This window comes from Cronobacter condimenti 1330 (assembly GCF_001277255.1).
GTDB lineage: Bacteria > Pseudomonadota > Gammaproteobacteria > Enterobacterales > Enterobacteriaceae > Cronobacter > Cronobacter condimenti.
Genome location: NZ_CP012264.1, coordinates 1,836,537 through 1,861,233, shown reverse-complemented (window position 1 = coordinate 1,861,233; position 24,697 = coordinate 1,836,537). Strand labels below are relative to the sequence as shown.

The window sequence follows — 24,697 nt, the reverse complement described above, 5'->3', positions numbered from 1 at the left end:
TTACTCCTGGATTGCAGGCTTGAGAGAGGTCGAGTCTTCGCGAAGCTGGCGTTTTTGCACCAGTTCCTCCGCGATGGCAGCCACACGACGGCTGCTTAACTGATAGAAACAGAGTAGTAGCGCCATCAGTAAAAACAGCGCGCAGGGAATCAGCGTGAACAGCGCGTTGATAGTTGTCAGCACGCTCGCGCTTTGCGTAGCCTGGTTTGGCAGGTAATCGACCATGCCGAGGATCCAGCCCACGACTGCGCCGCCGAGCGCCAGGCCAAGCTTGATGGCAAACAGCGCGGTAGAGAAGACCAGGCCATCGAGACGGCGCCCGCTGCGGTGTTCTTCATAATCCACCACGTCAGAAAACATCGTCCACTGTAGCGGCGTAGTCAGGTTCTGAATAAAACTGAAGACGATATTAATCGCAAAAATTAACCAGACGGCTGTTGGGGGAATAAAGAAAATCAGCGCGGCCAGCACCACAAAACTAATAATCGTCCACTGGTATGAACGCACGCGGTCATATTTACCGAGCAGGCGCTCCGATAATAACGCGCCGGTAAGATTCGCCACCATGCCGGAAACAATAAATACGAACACCAGATCCGGGCGCAGCAGAACATATTTCACGTAATACATGGTCGCTGAACCGCGCGTCACCACGGCGGTCAATAATAAAATATTGAAGAGAAAAATGATGCGCCACTGGCTGTTGGCGGCCAGCAGTTTTAAATCTTTCAGCATCGAGCTATTGCCGTCATTGACGGGCAGATAACGCTCACGGGTCATAAAAAAACAGCAGAAAAAGAGTACGACGCCCAGCAGGCCCATCAGCCCCATCGCGTAGAAATAGCCCTTTTGCGCATTGCCGCTGCCAAGCCAGTCGACCATCGGCAGCGCAATCACGGTCACGATAAGCCCGCCGATAAAAGAGAGCCCAAAGCGCCAGGATTGCAGCGAGTGGCGCTCGCGAGGGTCCATCGTAAGCGAGCCCGGCATTGCACAATACGGCACGTTAATGGCCGAATACACCAGGCTCAAAACGCTGTAAGTAACGCAGGCGTAAATGATTTTGGTCGTTTCGCTCGCCTGCGGGACGTAGAAGGTAATCAGACAGCTCGCGCCGAACGGAATGGCAAACCAGAGCAGCCAGGGACGAAAGCGCCCGTAGCGCGTTCGGGTTCTGTCCACCAGCGCACCGATGCACGGATCAACAAAAGCATCCACGACCCTGACCAGTAAAAACATTGTGCCCATAATGGCGGCGGGCAGCCCGAAAACATCCGTATAAAAATAGGCGAGAAATAGCGTCGCGGTTTGCCAGACCAGCGCACTCGCCATATCGCCTAAGCCATATCCTATTTTATCTTTTGTCGTAAGAGCAGAGGTGAGGTTCATTATTATTGGCCTTATCAACGTTAGAAAGCGTGTTATCTCGCACGCAAACCACGGGTGCGATATCAGGCCTAAGTATTGTGAACGCACCGCTCACCAACAATTGCAGAAATCCACAGCCAGTTTATGATTTTTTGCTTTTTCCCGTATTTGTGATGCGGTGCAAATTAACCATTACAAATAAAAAACCCGCCATCTGGCGGGTTTTTTAAATATATCGCATTTATTTTTTAAGCTCTGCCAGACTAAGCCAGGTTTGCACCACCGTGTCCGGGTTAAGCGAAAGTGAGTCTATCCCCTCCTCCATTAACCAGGCGGCAAAATCCTCATGATCCGACGGCCCCTGTCCGCAAATGCCGACATATTTGCCCTGCTTTTTCGCCGCGCGGATTGCCATGGACAGCAGCGCCTTGACGGCCTCGTTGCGCTCGTCGAACAGTTCAGAGACGACACCGGAGTCGCGGTCCAGGCCGAGCGCCAGCTGGGTCATGTCGTTAGAGCCAATCGAGAAGCCGTCGAAATGCTCAAGGAACTGCTCGGCCAGCAGCGCGTTAGACGGGATTTCGCACATCATAATGATCTTAAGCCCATCCTCGCCGCGCTTAAGCCCCTGGCGCGCCAGTTCGTCCACCACCGCTTTCGCCTGATCGACCGTGCGCACAAACGGGATCATGATTTCTACGTTGGTAAGCCCCATCTCGTTACGCACGCGTTTCACCGCCTCGCACTCCAGCGCGAAGCAGTCGCGGAAGCTGTCGGCCACGTAACGGCCCGCACCACGGAAGCCGAGCATCGGGTTTTCTTCATGCGGCTCATAACGCTCGCCGCCGACCAGGTTGGCATATTCATTAGATTTAAAGTCAGACAGACGCACAATGACGCGCTTCGGCCAGAACGCAGCGCCCAGCGTCGCGATGCCTTCGGTCAGGCGGCCTACATAGAATTCAACCGGGTTGTCGAAGCCTTTCATCATCTCGCGGATCTGGTTTTGCAGCGCAGGCTCCTGCTCATCGAACTCCAGCAGCGCGCGCGGATGCACGCCTATCATGCGGTTGATGATGAATTCAAGGCGCGCGAGGCCCACGCCCTCGTTGGGCAGGCAGGCGAAGTCAAAGGCGCGATCCGGGTTGCCGACGTTCATCATCACTTTCAGCGGCAGGTCCGGCATGGTGTCAACGCTTGAGCTTTTCACGCTGAAATCCAGCAGGTCAGCATAGACGTAGCCGGTATCGCCTTCGGCGCATGACACGGTGACTTTTTCATCATCCTTGATGCGCTCGGTAGCGTCGCCGCAGCCGACGACGGCGGGAATGCCCAGTTCACGGGCGATAATAGCCGCATGACAGGTGCGCCCGCCGCGGTTGGTGACAATCGCCGCGGCCTTTTTCATGATAGGTTCCCAGTCCGGGTCGGTCATGTCGGTGACGAGGACGTCGCCGGGCTGAATACGGTTCATCTCGCTGATGTCATGGATAACTTTCACAGTGCCCGCGCCGATGCGATGCCCGATGGCGCGCCCTTCAGCGACCACGTTCCCTTGCGAGTGCAGCATGTAGCGCTCCATCACCTGACCGCGCGAACGCACGGTTTCCGGGCGCGCCTGTACGATAAACAGTTTGCCGGTGTGACCATCTTTGGCCCACTCGATATCCATTGGCCGGCCATAGTGTTTCTCAATCTGCACCGCCTGTTTCGCCAGTTCCTGCACCTCTTCGGGAGTGATACAGAACAGATCGCGGTCTGCCTGCGGCACATCTTCGATGCGGACCTGCTTGCCGTGCTCCTGGGTGTCAGCGTAGACCATGCGAATCTTCTTCGAGCCCATGGTGCGGCGTACAATCGCCGGGCGGCCTTCGGCAAGCCCTGGTTTGTGCACGTAGAACTCATCGGGGTTTACAGCGCCCTGCACCACCATTTCACCCAGGCCATACGCGGCGGTGATAAACACCACCTGGTCGAAACCTGACTCGGTGTCGATGGAAAACATCACGCCAGAGGCGGCGAGATCGGAGCGCACCATGCGCTGTACGCCCGCCGAAAGCGCAACGCCGCGGTGGTCATAGCCCTGGTGTACGCGATAAGAGATGGCGCGATCGTTAAACAGGGAGGCGAACACATGTTTCACCGCCACCATGACCGCTTCAATCCCCTGCACGTTAAGGAAGGTTTCTTGCTGGCCTGCAAAGGAGGCATCCGGCATATCTTCTGCGGTCGCGGAGGAGCGCACCGCAAAGGACGCTTCGGCGTCATCGGCAGACAGTTTTGCGTACGCATCACGGATCGCCTCTTCCAGCGCCGGCTGGAACGGGGTGTCGATAATCCATTGACGGATCTGCGAGCCCGCTTTCGCCAGTTCGGTCACGTCGTCGATATCGGTTTTATCCAGCAGTTCATAAATACGCTGGTTAACGCCACGGCTTTCGAGGAACTGATTAAACGCCTCGGCGGTCGTCGCAAACCCGTTAGGTACTGAGACGCCCATACCGGACAGGTTAGTAATCATTTCACCGAGGGAGGCGTTTTTGCCCCCAACTCTGTCTACATCATTCATGCCGAGCTGGTTATACCAAAGTATGAGCGATGACGAGCCATTGTTGGACATCGAAGCAATCCTTTTATGATATATGAACGGAATTAAGAAACACCTGACAGCTGTTTTAGCCTGGCATAGAAAACGCTGCGGGAAAAACGGTGAATCGTTCAAGCAAATTGAAATATTCAACTTTTCAGACAAATTCTGGATTTTGTAACTTCTTGATTAGGCTGGATTACTCTTTTGAACTATGATTTATGGTGATATTTACATGACAGCGTATGGTTACGAATAAAATTAAAAACAGCGTTTCATTTTTAAAAATAAGAGAAACGCCATGCCGCGTACATCCGCATTATTTTATGCTTAAGATGATGCTCAACCTTAATAAAGGACAGATACAATGGATAATGTTGCCGATCGCCAGGTTTTTTATATTTCCGATGGAACCGCTATCACAGCAGAGGTATTAGGCCATGCGGTCATGTCGCAATTTCCGGTCAGCATCAACAGCATTACCCTGCCCTTCGTTGAAAATGAAAGCCGCGCAAGAGCGGTGAAAGAGCAAATCGACGCTATTTATCAGCAAACTGGCGTCCGCCCGCTGGTGTTCTACTCCATCGTACTGCCGCTGGTGCGCGACATCATTCTGCAAAGCCAGGGATTTTGTCAGGATATCGTTCAGGCACTCGTCGCGCCGCTTCAGGAAGAGCTGCGCCTCGACCCGACCCCTGTTGCCCATCGCACCCACGGCCTGAACCCGGCGAATATCACCAAATATGACGCCCGTATCGCGGCTATCGATTACACGCTTGCGCACGACGACGGCATTTCCATGCGTAACCTCGACCAGGCGCAGGTGATCCTGCTTGGCGTCTCGCGCTGCGGCAAAACGCCCACCAGCCTCTATCTGGCGATGCAGTTTGGCATCCGCGCTGCCAATTACCCTTTTATTGCTGACGATATGGATAACCTCAACCTTCCGGCGGCGCTGCGCCCCTTCCAGCATAAGCTGTTTGGTTTGACGATTAACCCGGAGCGGCTGGCGGCCATTCGCGAAGAGCGCCGTGAGAACAGCCGTTACGCCTCAATGCGCCAGTGCCGTCTGGAAGTGGCCGAAGTGGAAGCGCTTTACCGCAAGCATCAGATCCCCTACCTCAACAGCACTAACTATTCGGTAGAAGAGATGGCGACCAAAATTCTCGACATTATGGGGCTGAGTCGTCGCATGTACTGACAAACTAGTACAAAGGTGCGATATTCTGTGTTAGGGTAGCGCCACGCGCTCCGGTGAATCTTTTAATGGCCTTGTATTCAGGGCGGATTGGTTTATCGTGATGCCCATCACTTCCGGCGCTGATGCCGATGAAGCAACAGATTCTGAGACACCCATGATTAAAACCGATGAACTTCGTACTGCGCGCATCGACAGCCTGATTACTCCGGCTGAGCTCGCGGAACGCTATCCCGTCACACCGGCGGTCGCAGGCCATGTGCTGGACGCCCGCCGCCGTATTGAAAAAATCCTTAATGGCGAGGATCACCGTCTGCTGGTGATTATCGGCCCCTGCTCCATTCACGATACCGACGCCGCGCTGGATTACGCCGCACGCCTGGCGCGGTTGCGTGAGAAATATGACGCCCGCCTTGAAATCGTTATGCGGACCTATTTCGAAAAACCACGCACGGTGGTTGGCTGGAAGGGCCTTATTTCAGACCCGGATCTCAACGGCAGTTACCGCGTGAACCATGGCATTGAACAGGCGCGTCGCCTGTTGCTTGAGGTGAACGCGCTGGGCGTGCCGACCGCCACCGAATTTCTCGATATGGTGGTCGGTCAGTATATTTCCGATCTCATCAGCTGGGGTGCCATCGGTGCGCGCACGACCGAGAGCCAGATCCATCGCGAAATGGCCTCCGCGCTCTCCTGCCCGGTGGGCTTTAAAAACGGTACGGACGGCAATACGCGCATCGCTGTGGATGCCATTCGCGCCGCGCGCACCAGCCATATGTTTCTCTCCCCCGACAAGCATGGCCGCATGACCATCTACCAGACCAGCGGTAATCCTTATGGGCATATCATCATGCGCGGCGGCAAAACGCCGAACTATCATGCCGGGGCGATTAACGAAGCCTGCCAGGCGCTGCGCGAGTTTGATCTGCCGGAACGTCTGGTGGTGGACTTCAGCCACGGCAATTGCCAGAAGCAACACCGGCGTCAGCTGGATGTCTGCGACGACATCTGTCAGCAGATCCGCGCAGGCTCCACCGCGGTTGCGGGCGTCATGGTTGAAAGTTTCATTGCCGAAGGCACCCAGAAAATCGTCCCCGGCACACCGCTGACTTATGGCCAGTCGATTACCGACCCGTGTCTTGGCTGGGATGACAGTGAAATCTTACTGGCACGGCTGGCGCAGGCTGTAGAAAGCCGTCTCTGAGCGCCGCGTTAAAAACAAAGGGGAAACCGGACGGTTTCCCCTTTTTTATGCACTCAGCTTGAACAACTCACTTCAAGATGTTTACCCCAGTCTGGCGGACGGTGCGTGTAGTCATCGTCACGATCGGCAAACGGATCTCTCAACGCCTCCAGCAGCCGCGTAAGTTCGCTCGGGTCGTCGCGCTCTGCCGCTTCTATCGCACGCTGGGCCAGCCAGTTACGCAGCACCAGCGCCGGGTTAACCGATTTCATCAGCGTCTGGCGCGCGTCATCTTCAACGCCTTCCTCCGCCAGCCGTGCGCGATAGCGTGCAAACCAGGCGTCAAAGGTGGCGCGGTCGATAAACTCATCGCGCAGCGGCGAGGCCGATGAGCGCTGCTCGGTCACGCTCAGCATCCTGAAAGTGCGCGTATAGTCGCTGCCCTCGCGCGCCATCAGCGTCAGCAGTTCACGCAGATAATCGTTGTCGCCCTCTTTTTCCACCGTAAAGCCGAGCTTCGCTCGCATCTGTTTGCCCCACTCGCGTAGCAGAACGGGCTGGTATTCATCCAGAAGCGCATTAAGCCGCTCTGCCGGGATCACCGGCGACAGCGCCTGCGCCAGGCGTTGCAGGTTCCATAAGCCGACGCCCGGCTGGTTGTCGAACGCATAGCGGCCCTGGTGATCCGTGTGGTTGCAGATAAAGCCCGGCTGATAGTCATCCAGAAAACCATACGGGCCGTAATCCATCGTCAGCCCGAGAATCGACATATTGTCGGTATTCATGACGCCGTGGGCGAAGCCGACGCACTGCCAGCTCGCCATCAGATGTGCCGTGCGGGTCACGACCTCGCCAAACCAGAGCGCGAAGCGATCTTCATCGTGCGCCAGATGCGCGAAGTGGTGCGCAATGACGTATTCCGCCAGTTCGCGCACTTTCTCCGGTTCGCGGCGGTAATAAAAGTGCTCGAAATGGCCGAAGCGCACATGGCTTTCGGCGATGCGTATCAGCATCGCGCCGCGCTCGGTGGTTTCGCGGCGCACCGGGGTGTCGCTGGTGACGATGCTGAGTGCGCGCGTGGTGGGTATACGAAGACCGTGCATCGCTTCTGAAGCGAGGAATTCTCGTACGGTCGAGCGAAGCACCGCACGGCCATCGCCCATCCGCGAATAGGGCGTCAGACCCGCGCCTTTCAGATGCCAGTCCACCTTGCGGCCATCCTTGAGTCTTTGCTCGCCGAGCAAAATGCCGCGCCCGTCGCCCAGTTGTCCGGCCCAGACGCCAAACTGATGGCCGCTGTAGACCTGCGCCAGCGGCGCCATACCCGGCAGCAGCGTTTCGCCGCCCAGGACGCCCGCAGGACCCTGATAGTCAAACAGCGTATCCGGCAGTTTCAGCGCCTGCGCCAGCGGCGCGTTGTGACAGAGCAAGCGGCTGTTAGCCAGCGGTGTGGGGGTAAGTTCTGTATAAAAGCCTGGCAGTTCATCGCGCCAGGTCGCGGTAAAACGGGGGTTTTGGCTCATGGCTCCTCCTGCGTTAAGTGTAGTGCGTAATGCAGGAGTTAAACACGGCGCAGGTTTAAGGTTATTGCGCCATCGCGAGCGTCAGTACAAGGGTTTCGCCATCCATTGACGGCCAAAGCGCGCCCTGTACGCCAGTAAAACCGAGGCGACGCGCCTCATACAGCGCCTCGTCGTTATCGACGCCGGGCAGGACCAGCGTCTGGCAGCAAGGCCCGACCTGATTGGCGATAGCGTACATAAACGGCTCGAACATGCCCCCCGCGCGCCGTTTCTGAACGAAGGTTTTATCGAGCGTGACGCGCCGGAAAAGACCGTCGAAAATCGCCCGCCCGGTTGCTGCCCCCGCCCCAAAGTTACTTAGCATTAATGGGAAATAACGAGACAGCGAGAACATTGTTTTATTTTCTTTACCTTTATTAAGTTCAGGAAAATTCTCATTAATACCTAACTCGAGAAAAGGTAATTGCGCCAGACGTGACCGTAATGTCGGGCTCGATAAAATGGCACTGGCTATCTTATGATCAATGTTGACTACCGCAAAAAGGGAATTTTTTATAAATGCTTCGCGCCATTTTTCGATCAAACTTATTTTTTCGTAAAAAAGCATTAATCTTTCTTCAGCATTTATTCGCGGGATAATAAATTCCGTGGGAAAACGCACCTGCGCATTCAGGCTGGTGAAATTGGCAATGACTTCCATCCCCAGCAGCCCCTCTGACGGATGGGCGATCGGGGCGAACAGCAGATGAGACTGATACCGTGTATCGAGCGAAACAATCATATTGTCTGCCCTGCGCGTTATTAATAGGAGCTCGCTATACTGGATTAAGTCACTGGCGCGTGCAACCAGGTTGATTCTGTTAAAGTATTTCTCCCGCCGTTTCGGCGCTAATTTCAGATTACTCCTTACAGAAAGAGCTTATCCTGGTATTTCATTCGACACCAGCACCAGTGAGATCCTTTACAGAATCGCGTTCGACTATTCTGGGTGTGAATATTTGTAACCCGCCTTCTTCTTCCAGTAATTTTCTTGCCCCATAACGTGCCATTTCGGTAATTGGAAAATGTACGCTGGTCAGACGTGGCCGAACAAAATCGGCGCGCTCGCCGCTGTCATAACAGATACATGAAATGTCATGCGGGATCCGTAAGCCTTTTTCATTAATCGCAAGCATCGCGCCGACGGCCATCTCTTCGTTACAGCAGTAGATGGCGGTCGGCGTGGCGCGCGCGAGCAGCGCCTGCATCTGCAGATAACCGCCCTGAAGATCGTAATCCGCCTCAAGGCACGCGACTGGCGCGAGCGACGCCGCCGCCATGGCGTCGATAAAACCTTGCAGACGCAAACGGCTGGAGGCACGCGATAACGGGCCATGAAGGCAGGCAATGGCGGTATGCCCGCGCGTCAGGAAGTAACGGGTCGCCATGGCGCTGGCGTCGCGATGATCGAACGTCACGCAGTGCGCTTCAAGCCCTGGCACGTCGCGATCCAGCACGACAAAACGCTTACCTGCCGCCGCCATATCGCGCAGCGCGTCGTCGTCAAGCATACGGATATGCAGCAACAGCCCGTCGCAGCGCAGGTTATAGAGCTGATTAATGGCATCGCGTTCGTTTTGCGCGCTGTCGCGGCCCTGGGTGACCAGAAGCTGTTTGCCGTGGCGTTGCGCCTCACTCTGTACGGTATCCATCAGCGCGCCAAAAAAGCCGCCGCGGTAAGAGGTGGTGACAAGCCCGATAGTGTGACTCTGGCTTGAGGCGAGTGCGCGCGCCGCCGGATTAGGAGAGTAACCGAGCGCCTGTATCGCCGCTTCGACGCGCTCGCGGGTTTGCGATTTGACTTTACTGTCGCCGTTGACCACGCGGGAAACCGTGGCGCGGGAGACACCCGCGTGGGCGGCGACATCTTCCAGAGTAACCATCAGGCGATCCCTTATCTGAATGAGGCTCCCCGATAGTACCCGAAATTTTCGCAGTGGGTGGGCTTATCCCTGGAATTGAGGAAGGTAGTCACGGTTGAGCGTCAGCACCTCTTCCAGCAACGCCTGTGCAAGCGTTGCGTCGCCCACCAGTGGGTTGGTCAGCAGCGCCAGCAGACCGCTTGCGGTATCGCCCTCCACGGCCGCTTTAATCGTCAGCCGCTCGTAGGTTTTCACCTGCACTGTCAGGGCATGCATGGCAGGCGGCAGTGCGCCGAATACCAGCGGATGCGCGCCCTGCGCGTCCACCACGCAGTTGGTTTCCACCACCGCGTCGTCGGGCAGGCCGTGAATGGCGCCACGGTTGGCGGTATTTACCACAAGCGTCGCGCCGCGGTTGTTATGAATAGCGTCGATGAGTTCCAGCGCCACCTGGGAATAAAACGCGCCGCCACGGAAGCTCAGCTGCTCGGGCTTGTGCGATAACTGCGGATCTTTATAGAGCTCAAACAGTTCACGCTCCACCTGCATCACCTGCTCGGCGCGGGTGCCGCGGCCTCGCGCGGCCTCTACTTCTTCGTCGAGCATCTGGCGGCTCAGGTAAAAATAGCGATGATACGGACACGGAATGGCGCCAAGCGCGCGTAACAGCGCGGCCGGCCACGGCGCCTCCTGAATATTATTCATCGTGAGCGTCGCCCCGTTGCAGAGCCTGTCGATGACCTCCTGCGTGCGGTCTTCGCCGCGCACGGTAACCTGATGCACCCACACCATATGGTTCAGGCCCGCAAAACGCAGCGCGACCTCCTGCGACGGCGCGCCGAGCATGGCGGCAATCATGTGATGCATCGTGACCGGCACATTGCAAAGCCCGATAATTTTCGCCTTGCTGTGGCGCTGCACCGCTTCGGTGACAATCGCTGCGGGGTTCGTGAAGTTGATGATCCACGCCTCTGGCGCCAGCGCTTCTACCTTACGGGCAATATCGAGCAGCACCGGAATGGTGCGCAGCGCCTTGGCAAACCCGCCGACGCCGGTGGTCTCCTGCCCTATTAACCCATACTTCAACCCGAGCCGTTCGTCGCATGCGCGGGCCGGAAGCTGCCCGACACGCAGTTGCGTCAGCACAAAGCTTGCGCCGCGAATAGCCTCATCCGGCGTGAAATGCACCGATACGCGGACATGCGAAAGCCCGTTCTTCGAAAGCATCCGGCGTGTCAGCCCCGCGATAATCTCGACTTTTTCGCGCCCCGGCTCGACATCCACCAGCGCCAGTTCATGCAGCGCAATGGCCTCTTTGCGGGCAATCAGCCCCTCTACCAGTTCCGGCGTATAGCTGCTGCCACCGCCGATAATGGCGATTTTAATGGCCTGTACAGTCATGATGTTCTCCCTGTTGCGTTCACTGGTGCGGTGACGGCATTACCCGCCTGCTCCCGCTCCTGTTGAATCAGCTGTTTTTCATACACTTTAAAGAAGGGGTACCAGAGCAGGCCGTCAACGACCAGCAGCACGGCCACCAGCAGCGCGGCGCGCACATCCCATGCTGCGGAGATCATCGCCCCAAGCGGCGCAGGTGCGGTCCAGGGGGCCATTGCCACCATTTTCTGTATCAGATCCATATTGAGCGCCACGTAGGCCAGCACGGCATTCACCAGCGGCACCATGAGTAGCGGAACGAACAGCGTCGGGTTCATCACCACAGGCGACCCGAACAGCAGCGGCTCATTAATATTAAACAGCGCGGGCATGAGACTGAGTCTGCCGATGGTTTTCAGGTGCACCGAACGGCTTCTCAGATAGAGCATCGCCAGCACGAGCGTCGAGCCAGAACCGCCAATGCAAATATAGAATGCCCAGAACGGGGCCGTGAGGATTTGCGTCGTCGCCTCGCCGTGTGAGAGCAGCGCCGCGTTGGCGGCAATGTTCGCCATGAAAAGCGGATTTAGCAGCCCCTGCACCAGATTGTCGCCATGAATACCGGCAAACCACAGCAGATTAGCCAGCAGCACGCAGAGGAGGATCGCAGGCAGGCTATCGCCTGCGGCAATCACCGGCTGGAACAGCTGCATTACCGCCGCCGGGATGAGCATCTGAAACTCGTTTTGCATCAGAAGGCTTAGCGGGTAGACGGTGAGCAAAATGCCGGTCAGCGGCAGTAGCAAATCAAAGGACCGCGCGATGGCAGGCGGGACCTGTTCCGGCAGACGCAGCGTGATGCCATATTTCTTCAAAAGACGCGTTAGCTCAACGGCCCAGATGGCGCATAACAAGGCGGTGAACACCCCTTGCCCGCCGAGAAACTCGAGCGACAGTTTGTTATCCACCTGCGGCGCGGCGGCGAGTAAAAACGCGCTCATCGACAACAACCCTGCCGTCAGGCCGTCCAGCTGATAGGATTTCGCAAGGCTATATGCCGTCCCAATCGAGACGAAGAGGCTCATCAACCCCATCGTCATAAAAAACGGCATGGTTATGGTATTCCAGTGTACTTTCGCAAAACCAAGCCAGCGCTGACCGAAGGCTGACGTAGTGGCCGCATCAAACGGCGGATTCGCAATGATCAGCATGATGCTGCCGATAATCAGAAATGGCATCGCGCAGATAAAGCCGTCGCGAATAGCGATAATGTGCCGCTGGGTGCCGATACGTCCGGCGAGCGGCGCGATATGGCGCTCCACCAGCGCCATCAGTGCGCGATAGAGGCTCATATCCCACCCCGTGTAATGTGATTCATGCGAGTTTCTCCGTAGGGAACCAAAATGAGAGCGCTCTCAATGGGTACTGACTTTAGCCTTATGCGCCAAATCAGGTAGTGAGAGCGCTCTCAAAACGAATACAAAATGCGCGTTTTATTGATGAGGCGAAGGGAAATAAACCCACCGCAAATGCGATGGGTAGAAGATTAGATGCGGCGAGCCTGCCAGAATTTCTTGCGCCAGTAGACGTTGTCGAGCGAGGAGCGCATCACGCCACGGCTGGTGGAGGCGTGGATAAACTGGTTATCGGTGTCGTAAATACCTACGTGCAGGCCGTTCTGCCCTGAGCCGGTTTTGAAAAAGACCAGATCGCCTGGCAGGAGATCGTCTTTATCGATTTCGGTGCCTATTTCCGCCTGCTGGCGGGTTTCGCGCGGCAGCCTCAGCGAGAAGCGATCGCGGAATGTCATCATCACGAAACCGGAACAGTCCACCCCGCCGCGACTCATGCCGCCGTAGCGGTAAGGCGTGCCGTACCAGTGATTAAGCTGGTCGTTGAGCTCGGCAATCACGGTGATGGAGTCGGAAAGTCGCGCATTCGGCGGCGGCGCCCGGTGAGAGCTACACCCCGCCAGCAGCAACGCTGTAACAAGTAAGATCCATAGCCGCATTTTTCAGGCAAATCCTCTGGCCTTATGATTTTTCGCTAATGTAGCCGTCGGCGCGACGGCTGGCAAGATGGCCGCGCTCAGAGCGGGTTGATAAGCATACTATGACCTGCGACCTGTAACCGCTGGAATGGCACGCCATAGGCCTCGCCAAGCCTTGAAGGGGTCATTACCTCGTCGCACAGCCCCTCTGCTATCAGCTTACCTTCTCGCATCAGCCAGACGCGGTGCGCGTGGCGCAGCGTATGGTTCAGGTCATGGCTGCTCATTACCACGGCGATACCCGACTGCGGTAGCGTAAAGAGCAAACGGTCGAGCGCCGCCTGCTGGGCGACATCCAGGCTGTTCATCGGTTCATCAAGGATAAGCAACTTGCCATCAGCGTGGTTGCGTGGGTGAATTTGCAGGATAGCGGCGGCGATCCGCACTCGCTGCCATTCGCCGCCGGAAAGCGCATTAACCGGTCGGGACAGCTTGTCCGCAAGCATCAGGCTGTGCGCGACCTCTTCAAGCGCAGCCGCACACAGTGAGCCGCCGTGCAGCGTCAGGTAGTGCCACACCGGCATCGCAAACGGCGGCGTCTGCTGTTGCGTAAGGTATGCCCGTTGTCGGGCAAGCGCTGCGGCGCTTATCGCCGTGAGCGGCTTTCCGTCGAAAAGTATGTCGCCGGGGCCGTTACTCAGCCCAGCCAGTCGATGCAGCAGCGTGCTTTTGCCAGCCCCATTGGGGCCGACCACATGGACAATATCGCCCGCCTGAAGCATCACGGTGACAGGCCCAAGACGCGTTCCCACCGCAACGTCACGCAACTGCATCAATGCCATCGTTACTTCGCCAGCGCCAGCTTAATCGCCTCCATGACGATTGGGTCTTCCGGCGTCATGTCTGGTGAGAAGCGCTGGATCACGTGACCGTCGCGCCCTACCAGGAATTTCTCGAAATTCCACAGGATGTCGTCCGGGTAGAGCGGCGCGCGGCCTTTGCTGGCCATGCGCTCGTAAAAGCCGCTCTGCTCCGGCGCGACAGCTTTAGGTGCGGCGGCGATCAGTTTCTGATACAGCGGATGGCGGTTATCACCGTTGACGTCGATTTTGCTGAACATCGGGAACGTCACGCCATAAGTGGTGCTACAAAAGGTTTTAATTTCATCTTCACTGCCCGGCTCCTGGCCGAGGAACTGGTTACACGGAAAGCCGAGCACGCGAAAACCAGAAGGTTCCCAGGCTTTATGGATGTTCTCAAGCTGCTCATATTGCGGCGTCAGACCACATTTTGAGGCGACGTTGACGATAAGCAGTACTTTGCCTTTGTATTGCTCAAGCGAAATGGTTTCACCGTCAATGGTGGTCACTTCGGTATTCAGAATGTCGTGTTGCATAGCTTCCCCTTAAACAATGGTGTGATGGACCTCGCGTCCAGCCCTTAATAATAGCCAGATAAATACCGGTGCGCCCAGGGTGGCGGTAACCACGCCTATCGGCAATTCTGCCGCCACCAGGGTCAGGCGCGCGATGATGTCGGCCGCCAGCAGCGCGCCGCCGCCGGCGAGCATCGCCGCTGGCAGTAATGTCCGGTGATCGGATACGCCGCACAGGCGCAAAACGTGCGGCACCACAAGGCCAACAAAACCAATCGCGCCTGCCAGCGCAACGCTGACGCCTGCAAGCCAGCCGGTGGCGATGACCAGCAGGTTACGCCACATCCAGACCGGCAAACCGAGCTGGCGGGCAGAGGTTTCGCCCAGCGCGAGCAAATTCAGTGCCTTCGCCTGAAAACTTCCCCAGACGAGCGCCGGGAGCAGCGCAAGCATCAACCACCCTTGCTGCCAGTCGACCCCGCCAAATCCGCCCATCATCCAGTACATTAACTGGCGTAAATCGAGGCTGGTGGAGAAGTAGACCGCCCAGGTCATCAGCGCGCTGCAGACAATCCCGAGCGCGACGCCCGCCAGCAATAGCCGACTGGTAGAGAGGTGACGCCGCGCAAAGTGCAGAAGGATGAGGGTGGCGATAAGCGCACCGGTGATGGCAAAGAGGCCGAGCGCCCAGCCAGGGAGCGTGCCACCGCCCAGCATCACCGCCGCCACCAGCCCAACGCCTGCGCCGTTAGAAACGCCAAGCAGCCCAGGCTCGGCCAGTGGGTTTTCGAACAGGGCCTGCATCATGGCGCCACACAGCGCGAGCGCCGCCCCCACCAGCACGACGGCAAGCGTCCGCGGCAGGCGGATCTGCCAGACAAAAAGCCGACCTGCCTCGCTCGTCCATGCGGTGGGCCACAGCCAGACATCGCCTGCGCACAGGCTGAGTATCACCGCCAGCGCCAGCGCTAGCGCAAGACCCGTCAGCACGCGACGTTCACGACGGCGTTGCGAGTGAATACAGAGGGAAAGAGAGGCCAGTTGAAGTTTCATGCCTTTGATTTTACGGCTCGCTTTAGGCAGGGCAAAGAAAAAAGGCCGCACAATGCGGCCTTTTTGGTCAGGTCAGATTAACTTTCTTTCGGCGAAGCGTTCTCTACGCGACTTTTCAACTTCTGCCCCGGGCGGAAGGTCACCACACGGCGAGCCGTAATGGGAATATCTTCACCGGTTTTCGGGTTGCGTCCGGGACGTTGGTTCTTATCACGCAGGTCAAAATTACCGAAACCGGAGAGTTTTACCTGCTCGCCATTTTCCAGAGCGCGACGGATCTCTTCGAAAAACAGCTCTACCAGTTCTTTGGCATCCCGCTTGCTAAGCCCAAGCTTATCAAACAGATATTCTGACATTTCAGCTTTTGTAAGCGCCATAGGTTCAATCCCTCAATGATGCCTGGAATCGCTCTTTTAGTGCCGTTACACATTTCGCAACAGTAGCGGCAATCTCGTCTTCTTCGAGTGTACGGCTGTTATCCTGAAGGATCAGGCTGATGGCAAGGCTCTTATAGCCTTCCGCAACACCCTTACCGCGGTACACGTCAAATAAGTTTACGCCAACTACCTGATTTGCGCCAACTTTCTTACACTCGGCCAAAATATCTGCTGCCGGTACGTTTTCTGCCACGACAACCGCGATGTCACGGCGGTTCGCCGGGAAGCGGGAAACTTCTTGTGCCTGCGGTACGGCACGGTCAGAAAGCGCGCTCCAGAGCACCTCAAACACCAGCGTACGGCCATTCAGGTCAAGCTTGCGCTCAAGCTCCGGATGCACAACGCCAATAAAACCAATGTGTTCGCCCTTTAAATAAATGGCAGCACTTTGGCCAGGATGCAAGGCCGGATTGGCTTCTGCACGGAACTCAATTTCAGATAATTTACCCGTAAGTTCCAGAACCGACTCCAGCGTCCCTTTCAAATCGTAGAAGTCAACGCCGCCTTTCGCCAGATCCCAGTGCTCTTCATAACGGTTGCCACACAGAGCGCCTGCCAGCATAAGATCCTGACGAATGCCCAGGTCCGCCTGAGTATCAGGCACAAAGCGCAGGCCGGTTTCAAAGATGCGTACGCGGCTTTGCTGGCGATTCTGGTTATAGACCACCGTCGTGAGCAGACCAGTCAACAGAGATAAGCGCATCGCCGACATTTCGCTGGAGATAGGGCTTGGCAGGATCAACGCTTCTTCATTCGGATGCAGCAACTGCTGTACTTTCGGATCGACGAAGCTGTAGGTGATCACTTCCTGGTAACCGTGATCGTTAAGCAGCGTTTTCACGCGCTTGAGAGAAAGGTTCGCCTCGCGATGGTCACCCATCACCAGTGAAGCCTGTACCGGCTCGTTCGGAATATTGTCGTAGCCATAAACGCGCGCGACTTCTTCCACCAGATCTTCTTCAATGGCGATATCAAAACGCCATGACGGCGCGACGGCCTGCCAATCGCCCTGCCCTTCAGTGACGTCGCAACCGAGGCGCTTCAGGATATCGGTCACCTGCGCATCCGCAATATGATGGCCGATCAGACGATCGAGTTTGCTGCGGCGCAGCGTGATAGTGGCGCGTGTCGGCAGTGCCGCTTCGCTCGTGACATCAATAACCGGACCGGCTTCGCCGCCGCAGATATCCAGCAGCAGGCGCGTGGCGCGTTCCATGGCTTTGTATTGCAGTTGCGGATCAACACCACGTTCATAACGGTGAGAAGCATCCGTATGCAGGCCGTGACGGCGCGCGCGCCCCGTGATAGCGAGCGGCGCAAAGAATGCGCATTCAAGCAGAACGTTACGGGTTTCGCCATTCACGCCAGAGTGTTCACCGCCGAAAATGCCGCCCATCGCCAGCGCTTTGTTATGGTCTGCAATGACCAGCGTATCTGCGTTCAGCGTCGCCTCGTTGCCATCCAGCAGCGTCAGCGTTTCGCCCTCTTTCGCCATACGCACAACGATGCCACCTTCAATGCGCTCAAGGTCAAACGCGTGCATCGGCTGGCCCAGTTCAAGCAGCACGTAGTTGGTGACGTCTACTACGGCATCGATTGAACGAATGCCGCAGCGACGCAATTTTTCACGCATCCACAGCGGGGTCGGCGCGGTCACATCGATACCTTTCACCACGCGGCCCAGGTAGCGCGGGCAAGCGTCTGCGGCCTCAACCTGAATGGGCAGCGAGTCAGTGATAGTGGCGCTGACCGGTGCGATTTCCGGCGTGTTGAGCGCCTGCGCGTTCAGCACCGCAACATCGCGCGCTACACCGATGATGCCAAGGCAGTCGGCGCGGTTCGGCGTAACGCTGATTTCGATGGTGTTATCGTCAAGCTTCAGGTATTCGCGGATATCAGTGCCGACAGGCGCGTCTGCCGGCAGTTCAATGATACCGTTGTGATCGTCAGAAATGCCGAGCTCAGAAAAAGAACACAGCATCCCTTCGGACGGTTCGCCACGCAGTTTTGCCGCTTTGATTTTGAAATCGCCCGGCAGCACCGCGCCCACGGTCGCTACAGCCACTTTCAGGCCCTGACGGCAGTTCGGCGCGCCGCAGACGATATCGAGCAGACGATCGCCGCCAACGTTCACTTTAGTAACGCGCAATTTATCCGCGTTCGGGTGCTGGCCACACTCAACGACTTCACCGACGACGACGCCATGAAACGCACCTGCGACTGGCTCCACGCCGTCCACTTCCAGGCCCGCCATCGTAATCTGATTCGCCAGCGCCTCGCTGTCGAGGGCCGGATTTACCCACTCGCGTAACCACAGTTCGCTAAATTTCATTGTTCTGTCCTGCCCTTATTTAAACTGTTTGAGGAAACGCAGATCGTTTTCGAAGAAAGCGCGCAGATCGGTCACGCCATAGCGCAGCATGGTAAGACGCTCCATGCCCATACCAAAGGCAAAACCGGAGTAGACTTCCGGGTCGATACCGACATTACGCAGCACGTTCGGATGCACCATGCCACAGCCCAGCACTTCCAGCCACTTGCCGTTTTTACCCATGACGTCCACTTCTGCGGAAGGTTCAGTGAAGGGGAAGTAGGACGGACGGAAACGAATCTGGAGATCTTCTTCAAAGAAGTTACGCAGGAAGTCGTGCAGCGTCCCTTTCAGGTTGGTAAAGCTAATGTTTTTATCAACGATTAAGCCTTCCATCTGATGGAACATCGGGGTGTGGGTCTGATCGTAGTCGTTACGATAAACACGGCCCGGCGCGATAATGCGAATCGGCGGCTGCTGGTTTTTCATGGTGCGGATCTGCACACCGGAGGTCTGCGTACGCAACAAGCGGGTAGCGTCGAACCAGAAGGTATCGTGATCCGCACGCGCCGGGTGATGGCCCGGAATGTTCAGCGCATCGAAGTTATGATAGTCGTCTTCAATCTCAGGCCCCGTCGCCACGGTAAAGCCAAGCTCGGCGAAGAAACTTTCGATACGGTCGATAGTACGCGTGACCGGGTGCAGACCGCCATTTTCAACGCGGCGGCCTGGCAGCGAAACATCGATAGTTTCTTCCGCCAGGCGGGCATTCAACGCAGCGCTTTCCAGTTCATTTTTACGTGCGTTCAGAGCCTGCTGTACCTGCTCTTTTGCTTCGTTGATAACCGCGCCCGCGGCAGGACGCTCTTCCGGCGGCAACTCGCGCAGAGTAGTCATCTGAAGGGTCAAATGCCCTTTTTTCCCTAAATATTCGACGCGTACGTTATCTAACGCGGCAACATCCTGGGCGCTGGTTATGGCCGCCTTTGCACTGGCAACCAGATCTGCGAGATGTGGCATGATTTTCCTCGTTATTCGGCGCTTGCGCCGGTTTGTTGAACTCTGTCTTGTTATTCTCTGTTTCAGGTGACACGCACGGCCAGCGCAAGCCTGCGGCGCGTTCTGTCGCCTGCCACTTGAAACAGACCCATAAACGGCAGATATAAAAAAAGCCTCCTGATGGAGGCTTCTGGCGTTGATTTTCCGTTTCTTTTCTTACGCGCAAAGCCCCTTTAATTCAGGCGCTAAAGTAAAAAAAGAAGCGGAAAATGGCAGCGTTCATGCTTGCGTTACCCTGACTGGCTGAATGGCGAATTCCACTATTGAAAAGCCCGCCAGTAAAAATGTCAACAGATTGATATGGTAGAAATTAAAAGAGGGAGACAAGCTCCCTCTTTCAACTGGCTTATGCCAGAGCTGCTTTCGCTTTTTCAACCAGGGCAGAGAATGCCACTTTGTCGAATACGGCGATGTCAGCCAGGATCTTACGGTCGATTTCAACAGAGGCTTTTTTCAGGCCGTTGATGAATTTGCTGTAAGAAATACCGTTCTGACGTGCTGCTGCGTTGATACGTGCAATCCACAGCTGACGGAACTGACGCTTACGTTGACGACGGTCACGGTAAGCGTACTGACCTGCTTTGATAACAGCCTGGAAGGCAACGCGGTATACGCGAGAACGCGCACCGTAGTAGCCTTTAGCTTGTTTCAAAATTTTCTTATGACGTGCACGTGCAATCACACCACGTTTTACGCGAGCCATAGTGCTCTCCTGTTTCTATTCTGTAAAAAAGTTAAAAGTTAAACGGCTTATGCGTACGGCAGGCACGCGATGACCAGACCCAGATCGCCTTTGGAAACCATGGCTTTCGGGCGCAGGTGACGTTTACGCTTAGTCGCTTTTTTGGTCAGAATATGACGCAGGTTAGCGTGCTTGTGCTTAAAACCACCTTTACCGGTTTTTTTGAAGCGTTTAGCAGCACCGCGTACGGTCTTAATTTTTGGCATCTTAATTACATCCACTTCGCATTGTTAATTAAACGAAACGTAGGCGAACAAAATCTGTGAAGCCCAAAGGCTCCACAGAAAATGCTACTTGAAGGCCTTACTGTTTCTTCTTAGGAGCGAGCACCATAATCATCTGGCGGCCTTCGATCTTCGTTGGGAAGGATTCGACTACTGCCAGTTCTTGCAAATCGTCTTTCACGCGGTTAAGCACTTCCATACCGATTTGCTGGTGGGCCATCTCACGACCGCGGAAGCGGAGCGTGATTTTAGCCTTATCGCCTTCTTCGAGAAAGCGAATCAGGCTGCGGAGTTTTACCTGATAGTCGCCTTCATCTGTACCAGGACGGAACTTAATTTCCTTCACCTGGATAACTTTTTGTTTTTTCTTCTGTTCCTTAGAAGACTTACTCTTTTCATAAAGGAACTTGCCGTAGTCCATAATACGACAAACTGGCGGCTCGGCGTTAGGGCTGATTTCAACTAAATCTACTCCGGCTTCTTCAGCCTTTTCGATAGCTTCTCTCAGACTCACAATCCCCAGTTGCTCACCTTCCAGACCTGTTAAGCGAACTTCCTGGGCGCGAATCTCGCCATTGATACGATTCGGACGTGCCGTTTGAACTCGTTTTCCGCCTTTAATACCTTATTCCTCCAGTTGTTGAAGACTGCGGCTGCGAATCTCTTGCTGCAGCTTTTCTATTACGTCGTTGACATCCAGACTACCGAGGTCTTTACCACGGCGGGTACGAACGGCAACTTTGCCTGCTTCGACCTCTTTGTCACCGCAGACCAGCATGTACGGGACACGACGTAAAGTATGCTCGCGGATTTTAAAGCCAATCTTCTCGTTTCTCAAGTCTGCTTTTACACGAATGCCAGCATTTTGTAGTTTACGGGTCAATTCGTTAACGTATTCAGACTGCGAATCGGTGATATTCATCACCACGACCTGTACCGGAGCGAGCCATGTCGGGAAGAACCCGGCGAACTCCTCGGTCAGGATACCAATAAAGCGTTCCATAGAGCCCAGAATCGCACGGTGAATCATCACCGGCACCTGGCGCTCGTTATTTTCGCCCACATAAGACGCGCCAAGACGCGACGGCAGAGAGAAGTCGAGCTGTACGGTACCACACTGCCATGCGCGGTCGAGGCAGTCATAGAGCGTAAACTCAATTTTCGGGCCGTAAAAAGCACCCTCACCCGGCTGATATTCAAACGGGATATTATTCTCTTCCAGCGCGACAGCGAGGTCAGCCTCTGCGCGGTCCCACATTTCGTCCGTGCCAATGCGTTTTTCAGGGCGAGTGGACAGCTTAACTACGATTTTCTCGAAGCCGAACGTGCTGTACATGTCATAAACCATGCGAATACAGCTGTTCACTTCATCACGTACCTGCTCTTCCGTACAGAAGACGTGGGCATCATCCTGGGTAAAACCGCGTACTCGCATCAGGCCATGCAGCGCGCCCGAAGGCTCGTTACGGTGGCAGCTACCAAACTCCGCCATACGCAATGGCAGGTCGCGGTATGATTTTAGACCCTGATTAAAGATTTGCACGTGACCTGGGCAGTTCATTGGCTTGATGCAGTACTCACGGTTCTCGGAAGAAGTCGTGAACATGGCGTCTTTGTAGTTATCCCAGTGGCCCGTTTTTTCCCACAGTACGCGGTCCATCATGAACGGACCTTTAACTTCCTGGTACTGGTATTCTTTCAGCTTAGAGCGAACAAACGTTTCCAGTTCGCGGAAAATCGTCCAGCCGTCGTTATGCCAGAACACCATGCCAGGCGCTTCTTCCTGCATATGGTACAGGTCAAGCTGCTTGCCGATTTTACGGTGGTCGCGTTTCGCCGCTTCTTCAAGACGCTGCAGATACGCGTTCAGCGCTTTTTTATCTGCCCAGGCGGTGCCGTAGATGCGCTGCAGCATTTTATTGCTGCTGTCGCCGCGCCAGTAAGCGCCTGCGGTTTTCATCAGTTTGAAGTGATGGCAAAAGCGCATGTTCGGTACATGCGGGCCACGGCACATATCTACATATTCTTCGTGATGATAAAGACCTGGTTTATCGTCACGGGCAATATTTTCATCAAGAATAGCCACTTTATAGCTTTCGCCGCGATTCACAAACGTTTCGCGCGCTTCCTGCCAGCTAACTTTTTTCTTGATAACGTCGTAATTCGACTCCGCCAGCTCGTGCATACGCTTTTCGAGGGCGTCGATATCTTCCTGAGTCAGGGTGTGGTCGAGATCGACATCGTAATAGAAGCCGTTGTCGATAACCGGACCAATCGCCATTTTAGTATGTGGCCACAGCTGTTTGATGGCATGGCCCAGCAGGTGCGCGCAGGAGTGACGAATAATTTCCAGTCCATCTTCATCTTTCGCGGTAATAATCGCGAGCTGAGCGTCCTGTTCGATAACATCGTGGGCGTCAACCAGTTCACCATTCACGCGGCCGGCAATACAGGCTTTCGCGAGACCCGGACCGATATCCAGGGCAACATCCATGGGGCTGACAGCGTGGTCGTAATGGCGTTGGCTGCCATCAGGAAGCGTAATAACAGGCATCATAAATCCTTATTCACAGTGGTGACCCACACGCAAGATCACATATGATTAAAATTAGCGTTTACATTCATTAAGTTACGATACCATCTGACCAACACTCGTCAAATTGGTACGCACTTTGGTACACAAAGCGATTTTCGTATCACTGTGTCACTCTGCGCCTGTGACAATGGTAACATCTTTAAAATGCATAAAGCTATTAATGCGATATCAACGCAACGATGGCTTTACTCATCGCTAAGCTCATACAAATCTTGCCATTGATGGTGACAGTTTATTCAGCGACCCAGGCTGCCGATGCAGTTCTTGTTTCAAGTACTAGCGTAACAGAGGTGTTTTTCTGGTTCCCCTTTGTATCCTGCTGAACCAGACCGGTAACGCCAACGTTGAAGCGTACGCGCGTTACATCCGGATTTGTAAGTTCGCACCAGTGGGGTTGCAAATTTCACCTCTGTGTTGACGACTGTGGTCGCTTCTATCGCGGAGAATCCCTTCATAGGAGCCTGCGTCCCTGAGCCACGCCGCCATGCTGCACTAATGCCGTTGATGCTGATATTACCGTTTGGAGTGGTGATTGGCGTTTTGTTCAGCATGAAGGACGAAGGGTGCGTCTGGTCTACCGGACGGTAAATTGGCCCCTCGCTGATAAGATCCAGAACGCGGTAAAACTGTTTTGATTTGAGGTTCTCGTCGAGAAGTTTAGGAGTGCTGGCTTTGCCGCCGCCTGAAGACATAACGCCACCTTAGCTAATTGATTCAGTCCTGGTTGTTCGATGTGTCGATACCGACGAAGATTATGTTTGAGCCAACTACCATCTCTCCAGGAAGAAGAGGCACCGGCCGCCCCTGACCAACTCAGTTTTCAGCGCTGGTAAAAGAGTTGTTTGTGATGGTGTTATTTTCTGCTGCTTCAGCCGCATTCTTAGTTTTCATGTTGCGGGCCATATAGATGGAGTAAGCAACAGAAGCAGCGGCTATCACGAGCGTTGCCACCAGGGCGACGGTTCCCGAAATGGCACCTTCTACTACTGGCACGAAATGCACCGTTGAACCATCAGGAAGCTTCCTGTCCATATACAGGCGAACTGAATCTTCAGTAAACTCCTCGCCGGCTATACGGATGCGTATACGGGTTTTCAGGAAGTCCTTTTTAAATGGGGGCTCTGTGCCAACAGCCGCCTTAATCCCTGCGCAGGTGTCTCAACATTCATCTCGACCTTTCGGAAATGTCTTCGTAAATGCCCTGCAAGTTTAAAGATGAGCACCTTTCGTGTCTCCAGATGGAATGAGTTTGCTTAATGAACGCTGGCCTGTAAGGCTCCCTGCGGCTCAGGTGACCTGCGCAGTCGTGATGAAGCACCATATTTTCATGCAGGAGGATCATGGCGTGGCAGGAGTCAGCGCCAGGGAAAGGCTGGCGAATAATTACGTCGCCGGGCCTGGCTTCCGACAGCTCAACCCGATGGAAACCATTGGCTTCCATGTTTTTGAGATACAGGTTCTCTTCCCGAAGCCCCCCCTGTGTCCTCTTAAAATCAGGCAGGTCGATGCCGCACAGATGGTACGCATCACGAAAAAGCGTGTAGCAATCCATGCCATACGCCCCTTCGTTATTGCTCTGAAACCTTTCAACGGCTATCGGGTATGACGGACAGGTGCCCCCCTTCCATACAACATCACCGTAATAGCCATTGGTGCCGGAGTGAAAGCGGATTACATCGCCGCCATAGGACTGAAGGTTTGCCTCGGAGAGTTCAATGAATGCGCCAACGCTTTCGATAATCAGTGCCGCTGGGATGTCACGCACGAAATACT

Annotated in this window: 23 protein-coding genes, 1 pseudogene and 1 other annotated feature; of the genes and pseudogenes, 2 read left to right on the top strand and 22 right to left on the bottom strand. The window is 55.3% G+C overall.

The features are described from left to right. Together AFK62_RS08555 and ppsA are read right to left on the bottom strand one after the other, a co-directional pair. The gene (locus tag AFK62_RS08555) at positions 1 to 1,389 is read right to left on the bottom strand and encodes an MFS transporter (RefSeq protein ID WP_007676403.1); all 1,389 of its coding nucleotides are present in this window, start codon (positions 1,387 to 1,389) and stop codon (positions 1 to 3) included. A gap of 220 nt (positions 1,390 to 1,609) precedes the next feature. Then, positions 1,610 to 3,988, bottom strand: coding sequence for a phosphoenolpyruvate synthase (gene ppsA / locus AFK62_RS08550; protein ID WP_007676402.1), 2,379 nt, complete (start codon positions 3,986 to 3,988; stop codon positions 1,610 to 1,612). A gap of 334 nt (positions 3,989 to 4,322) precedes the next feature. Here ppsA and ppsR point away from each other — a divergent pair, with 334 nt between their 5' ends. Both ppsR and AFK62_RS08540 read left to right on the top strand, forming a co-directional pair. Continuing rightward, positions 4,323 to 5,156 (top strand): posphoenolpyruvate synthetase regulatory kinase/phosphorylase PpsR, encoded by an 834-nt coding sequence (ppsR, locus tag AFK62_RS08545; protein WP_007676397.1) that lies wholly within the window; start codon positions 4,323 to 4,325, stop codon positions 5,154 to 5,156. 154 nt (positions 5,157 to 5,310) lie between these two features. Next, complete coding sequence (locus AFK62_RS08540) at positions 5,311 to 6,357, top strand: 3-deoxy-7-phosphoheptulonate synthase (RefSeq protein ID WP_032984632.1); 1,047 nt, start codon at positions 5,311 to 5,313, stop codon at positions 6,355 to 6,357. Positions 6,358 to 6,410: 53 nt separating this feature from the next. Here the strand turns inward: AFK62_RS08540 and selO are convergent, their stop codons facing one another. The 20 genes and pseudogenes from selO to AFK62_RS22820 form a co-directional block, all read right to left on the bottom strand. Further along, positions 6,411 to 7,859 carry a protein adenylyltransferase SelO gene (gene selO / locus AFK62_RS08535; RefSeq protein WP_007676395.1) on the bottom strand — a complete coding sequence of 483 codons (1,449 nt, stop codon included), beginning with the start codon at positions 7,857 to 7,859 and terminating at the stop codon, positions 6,411 to 6,413. Between the two features lie 61 nt (positions 7,860 to 7,920). After that, the gene (locus AFK62_RS08530) at positions 7,921 to 8,640 is read right to left on the bottom strand and encodes an EAL domain-containing protein (protein WP_007676394.1); all 720 of its coding nucleotides are present in this window, start codon (positions 8,638 to 8,640) and stop codon (positions 7,921 to 7,923) included. A 151-nt stretch (positions 8,641 to 8,791) separates the two neighbouring features. Continuing rightward, entirely contained in the window at positions 8,792 to 9,796 is a 1,005-nt protein-coding gene (locus AFK62_RS08525; RefSeq protein ID WP_226991927.1) for a LacI family DNA-binding transcriptional regulator, read from the bottom strand. A gap of 48 nt (positions 9,797 to 9,844) precedes the next feature. Beyond that, positions 9,845 to 11,161 carry a 6-phospho-beta-glucosidase gene (locus AFK62_RS08520; protein WP_007676392.1) on the bottom strand — a complete coding sequence of 439 codons (1,317 nt, stop codon included), beginning with the start codon at positions 11,159 to 11,161 and terminating at the stop codon, positions 9,845 to 9,847. Next, complete coding sequence (locus tag AFK62_RS08515) at positions 11,158 to 12,489, bottom strand: PTS sugar transporter subunit IIC (protein ID WP_007676391.1); 1,332 nt, start codon at positions 12,487 to 12,489, stop codon at positions 11,158 to 11,160. The genes AFK62_RS08520 and AFK62_RS08515 overlap by 4 nt, the downstream gene beginning before the upstream one ends. Positions 12,490 to 12,683: 194 nt before the next feature. Next, positions 12,684 to 13,148, bottom strand: a complete 465-nt coding sequence (locus AFK62_RS08510; protein WP_007676389.1) for an NlpC/P60 family protein — start codon at positions 13,146 to 13,148, stop codon at positions 12,684 to 12,686. 77 nt (positions 13,149 to 13,225) lie between these two features. Beyond that, positions 13,226 to 13,969, bottom strand: coding sequence for a vitamin B12 ABC transporter ATP-binding protein BtuD (gene btuD / locus AFK62_RS08505; protein WP_007676388.1), 744 nt, complete (start codon positions 13,967 to 13,969; stop codon positions 13,226 to 13,228). A gap of 2 nt (positions 13,970 to 13,971) precedes the next feature. Beyond that, entirely contained in the window at positions 13,972 to 14,523 is a 552-nt protein-coding gene (locus AFK62_RS08500) for a glutathione peroxidase (RefSeq protein WP_007676387.1), read from the bottom strand. A gap of 9 nt (positions 14,524 to 14,532) precedes the next feature. Beyond that, the gene (gene btuC, locus AFK62_RS08495) at positions 14,533 to 15,555 is read right to left on the bottom strand and encodes a vitamin B12 ABC transporter permease BtuC (RefSeq protein ID WP_032984629.1); all 1,023 of its coding nucleotides are present in this window, start codon (positions 15,553 to 15,555) and stop codon (positions 14,533 to 14,535) included. A gap of 77 nt (positions 15,556 to 15,632) precedes the next feature. Beyond that, positions 15,633 to 15,932, bottom strand: coding sequence for an integration host factor subunit alpha (gene ihfA, locus AFK62_RS08490; protein ID WP_007676383.1), 300 nt, complete (start codon positions 15,930 to 15,932; stop codon positions 15,633 to 15,635). Positions 15,933 to 15,936: 4 nt separating this feature from the next. Further along, entirely contained in the window at positions 15,937 to 18,324 is a 2,388-nt protein-coding gene (pheT, locus tag AFK62_RS08485) for a phenylalanine--tRNA ligase subunit beta (protein ID WP_007676379.1), read from the bottom strand. Between the two features lie 15 nt (positions 18,325 to 18,339). After that, on the bottom strand, positions 18,340 to 19,323 hold the full coding sequence (gene pheS / locus AFK62_RS08480; RefSeq protein WP_007676376.1) for a phenylalanine--tRNA ligase subunit alpha: 984 nt from the start codon (positions 19,321 to 19,323) through the stop codon (positions 18,340 to 18,342). Positions 19,324 to 19,465: 142 nt separating this feature from the next. Further along, positions 19,466 to 19,590: a sequence feature (Phe leader region), on the bottom strand. Next, positions 19,541 to 19,585 (bottom strand): pheST operon leader peptide PheM, encoded by a 45-nt coding sequence (gene pheM, locus AFK62_RS22445; protein ID WP_106120997.1) that lies wholly within the window; start codon positions 19,583 to 19,585, stop codon positions 19,541 to 19,543. It overlaps the preceding feature by 45 nt. Positions 19,591 to 19,708: 118 nt before the next feature. Then, positions 19,709 to 20,065 carry a 50S ribosomal protein L20 gene (rplT, locus tag AFK62_RS08475; protein ID WP_000124849.1) on the bottom strand — a complete coding sequence of 119 codons (357 nt, stop codon included), beginning with the start codon at positions 20,063 to 20,065 and terminating at the stop codon, positions 19,709 to 19,711. A 47-nt stretch (positions 20,066 to 20,112) separates the two neighbouring features. After that, a complete protein-coding gene (rpmI, locus tag AFK62_RS08470) occupies positions 20,113 to 20,310 on the bottom strand; it encodes a 50S ribosomal protein L35 (RefSeq protein ID WP_001124225.1) in 198 nt (65 codons plus the stop codon). 97 nt (positions 20,311 to 20,407) lie between these two features. Further along, complete coding sequence (gene infC, locus AFK62_RS08465; protein ID WP_012905609.1) at positions 20,408 to 20,950, bottom strand: translation initiation factor IF-3; 543 nt, start codon at positions 20,948 to 20,950, stop codon at positions 20,408 to 20,410. Positions 20,951 to 20,953: 3 nt separating this feature from the next. Beyond that, entirely contained in the window at positions 20,954 to 22,882 is a 1,929-nt protein-coding gene (gene thrS, locus AFK62_RS08460; protein ID WP_007676367.1) for a threonine--tRNA ligase, read from the bottom strand. 277 nt (positions 22,883 to 23,159) lie between these two features. Continuing rightward, positions 23,160 to 23,616, bottom strand: a pseudogene (gene gpJ, locus AFK62_RS21085) (TipJ family phage tail tip protein); the annotation flags it as partial. A 121-nt stretch (positions 23,617 to 23,737) separates the two neighbouring features. Continuing rightward, the gene (locus tag AFK62_RS23070; protein ID WP_369834729.1) at positions 23,738 to 23,917 is read right to left on the bottom strand and encodes a hypothetical protein; all 180 of its coding nucleotides are present in this window, start codon (positions 23,915 to 23,917) and stop codon (positions 23,738 to 23,740) included. 172 nt (positions 23,918 to 24,089) lie between these two features. After that, positions 24,090 to 24,689 (bottom strand): NlpC/P60 family protein, encoded by a 600-nt coding sequence (locus tag AFK62_RS22820; RefSeq protein ID WP_007676364.1) that lies wholly within the window; start codon positions 24,687 to 24,689, stop codon positions 24,090 to 24,092. Between the last annotated feature and the right edge of the window lie 8 nt (positions 24,690 to 24,697).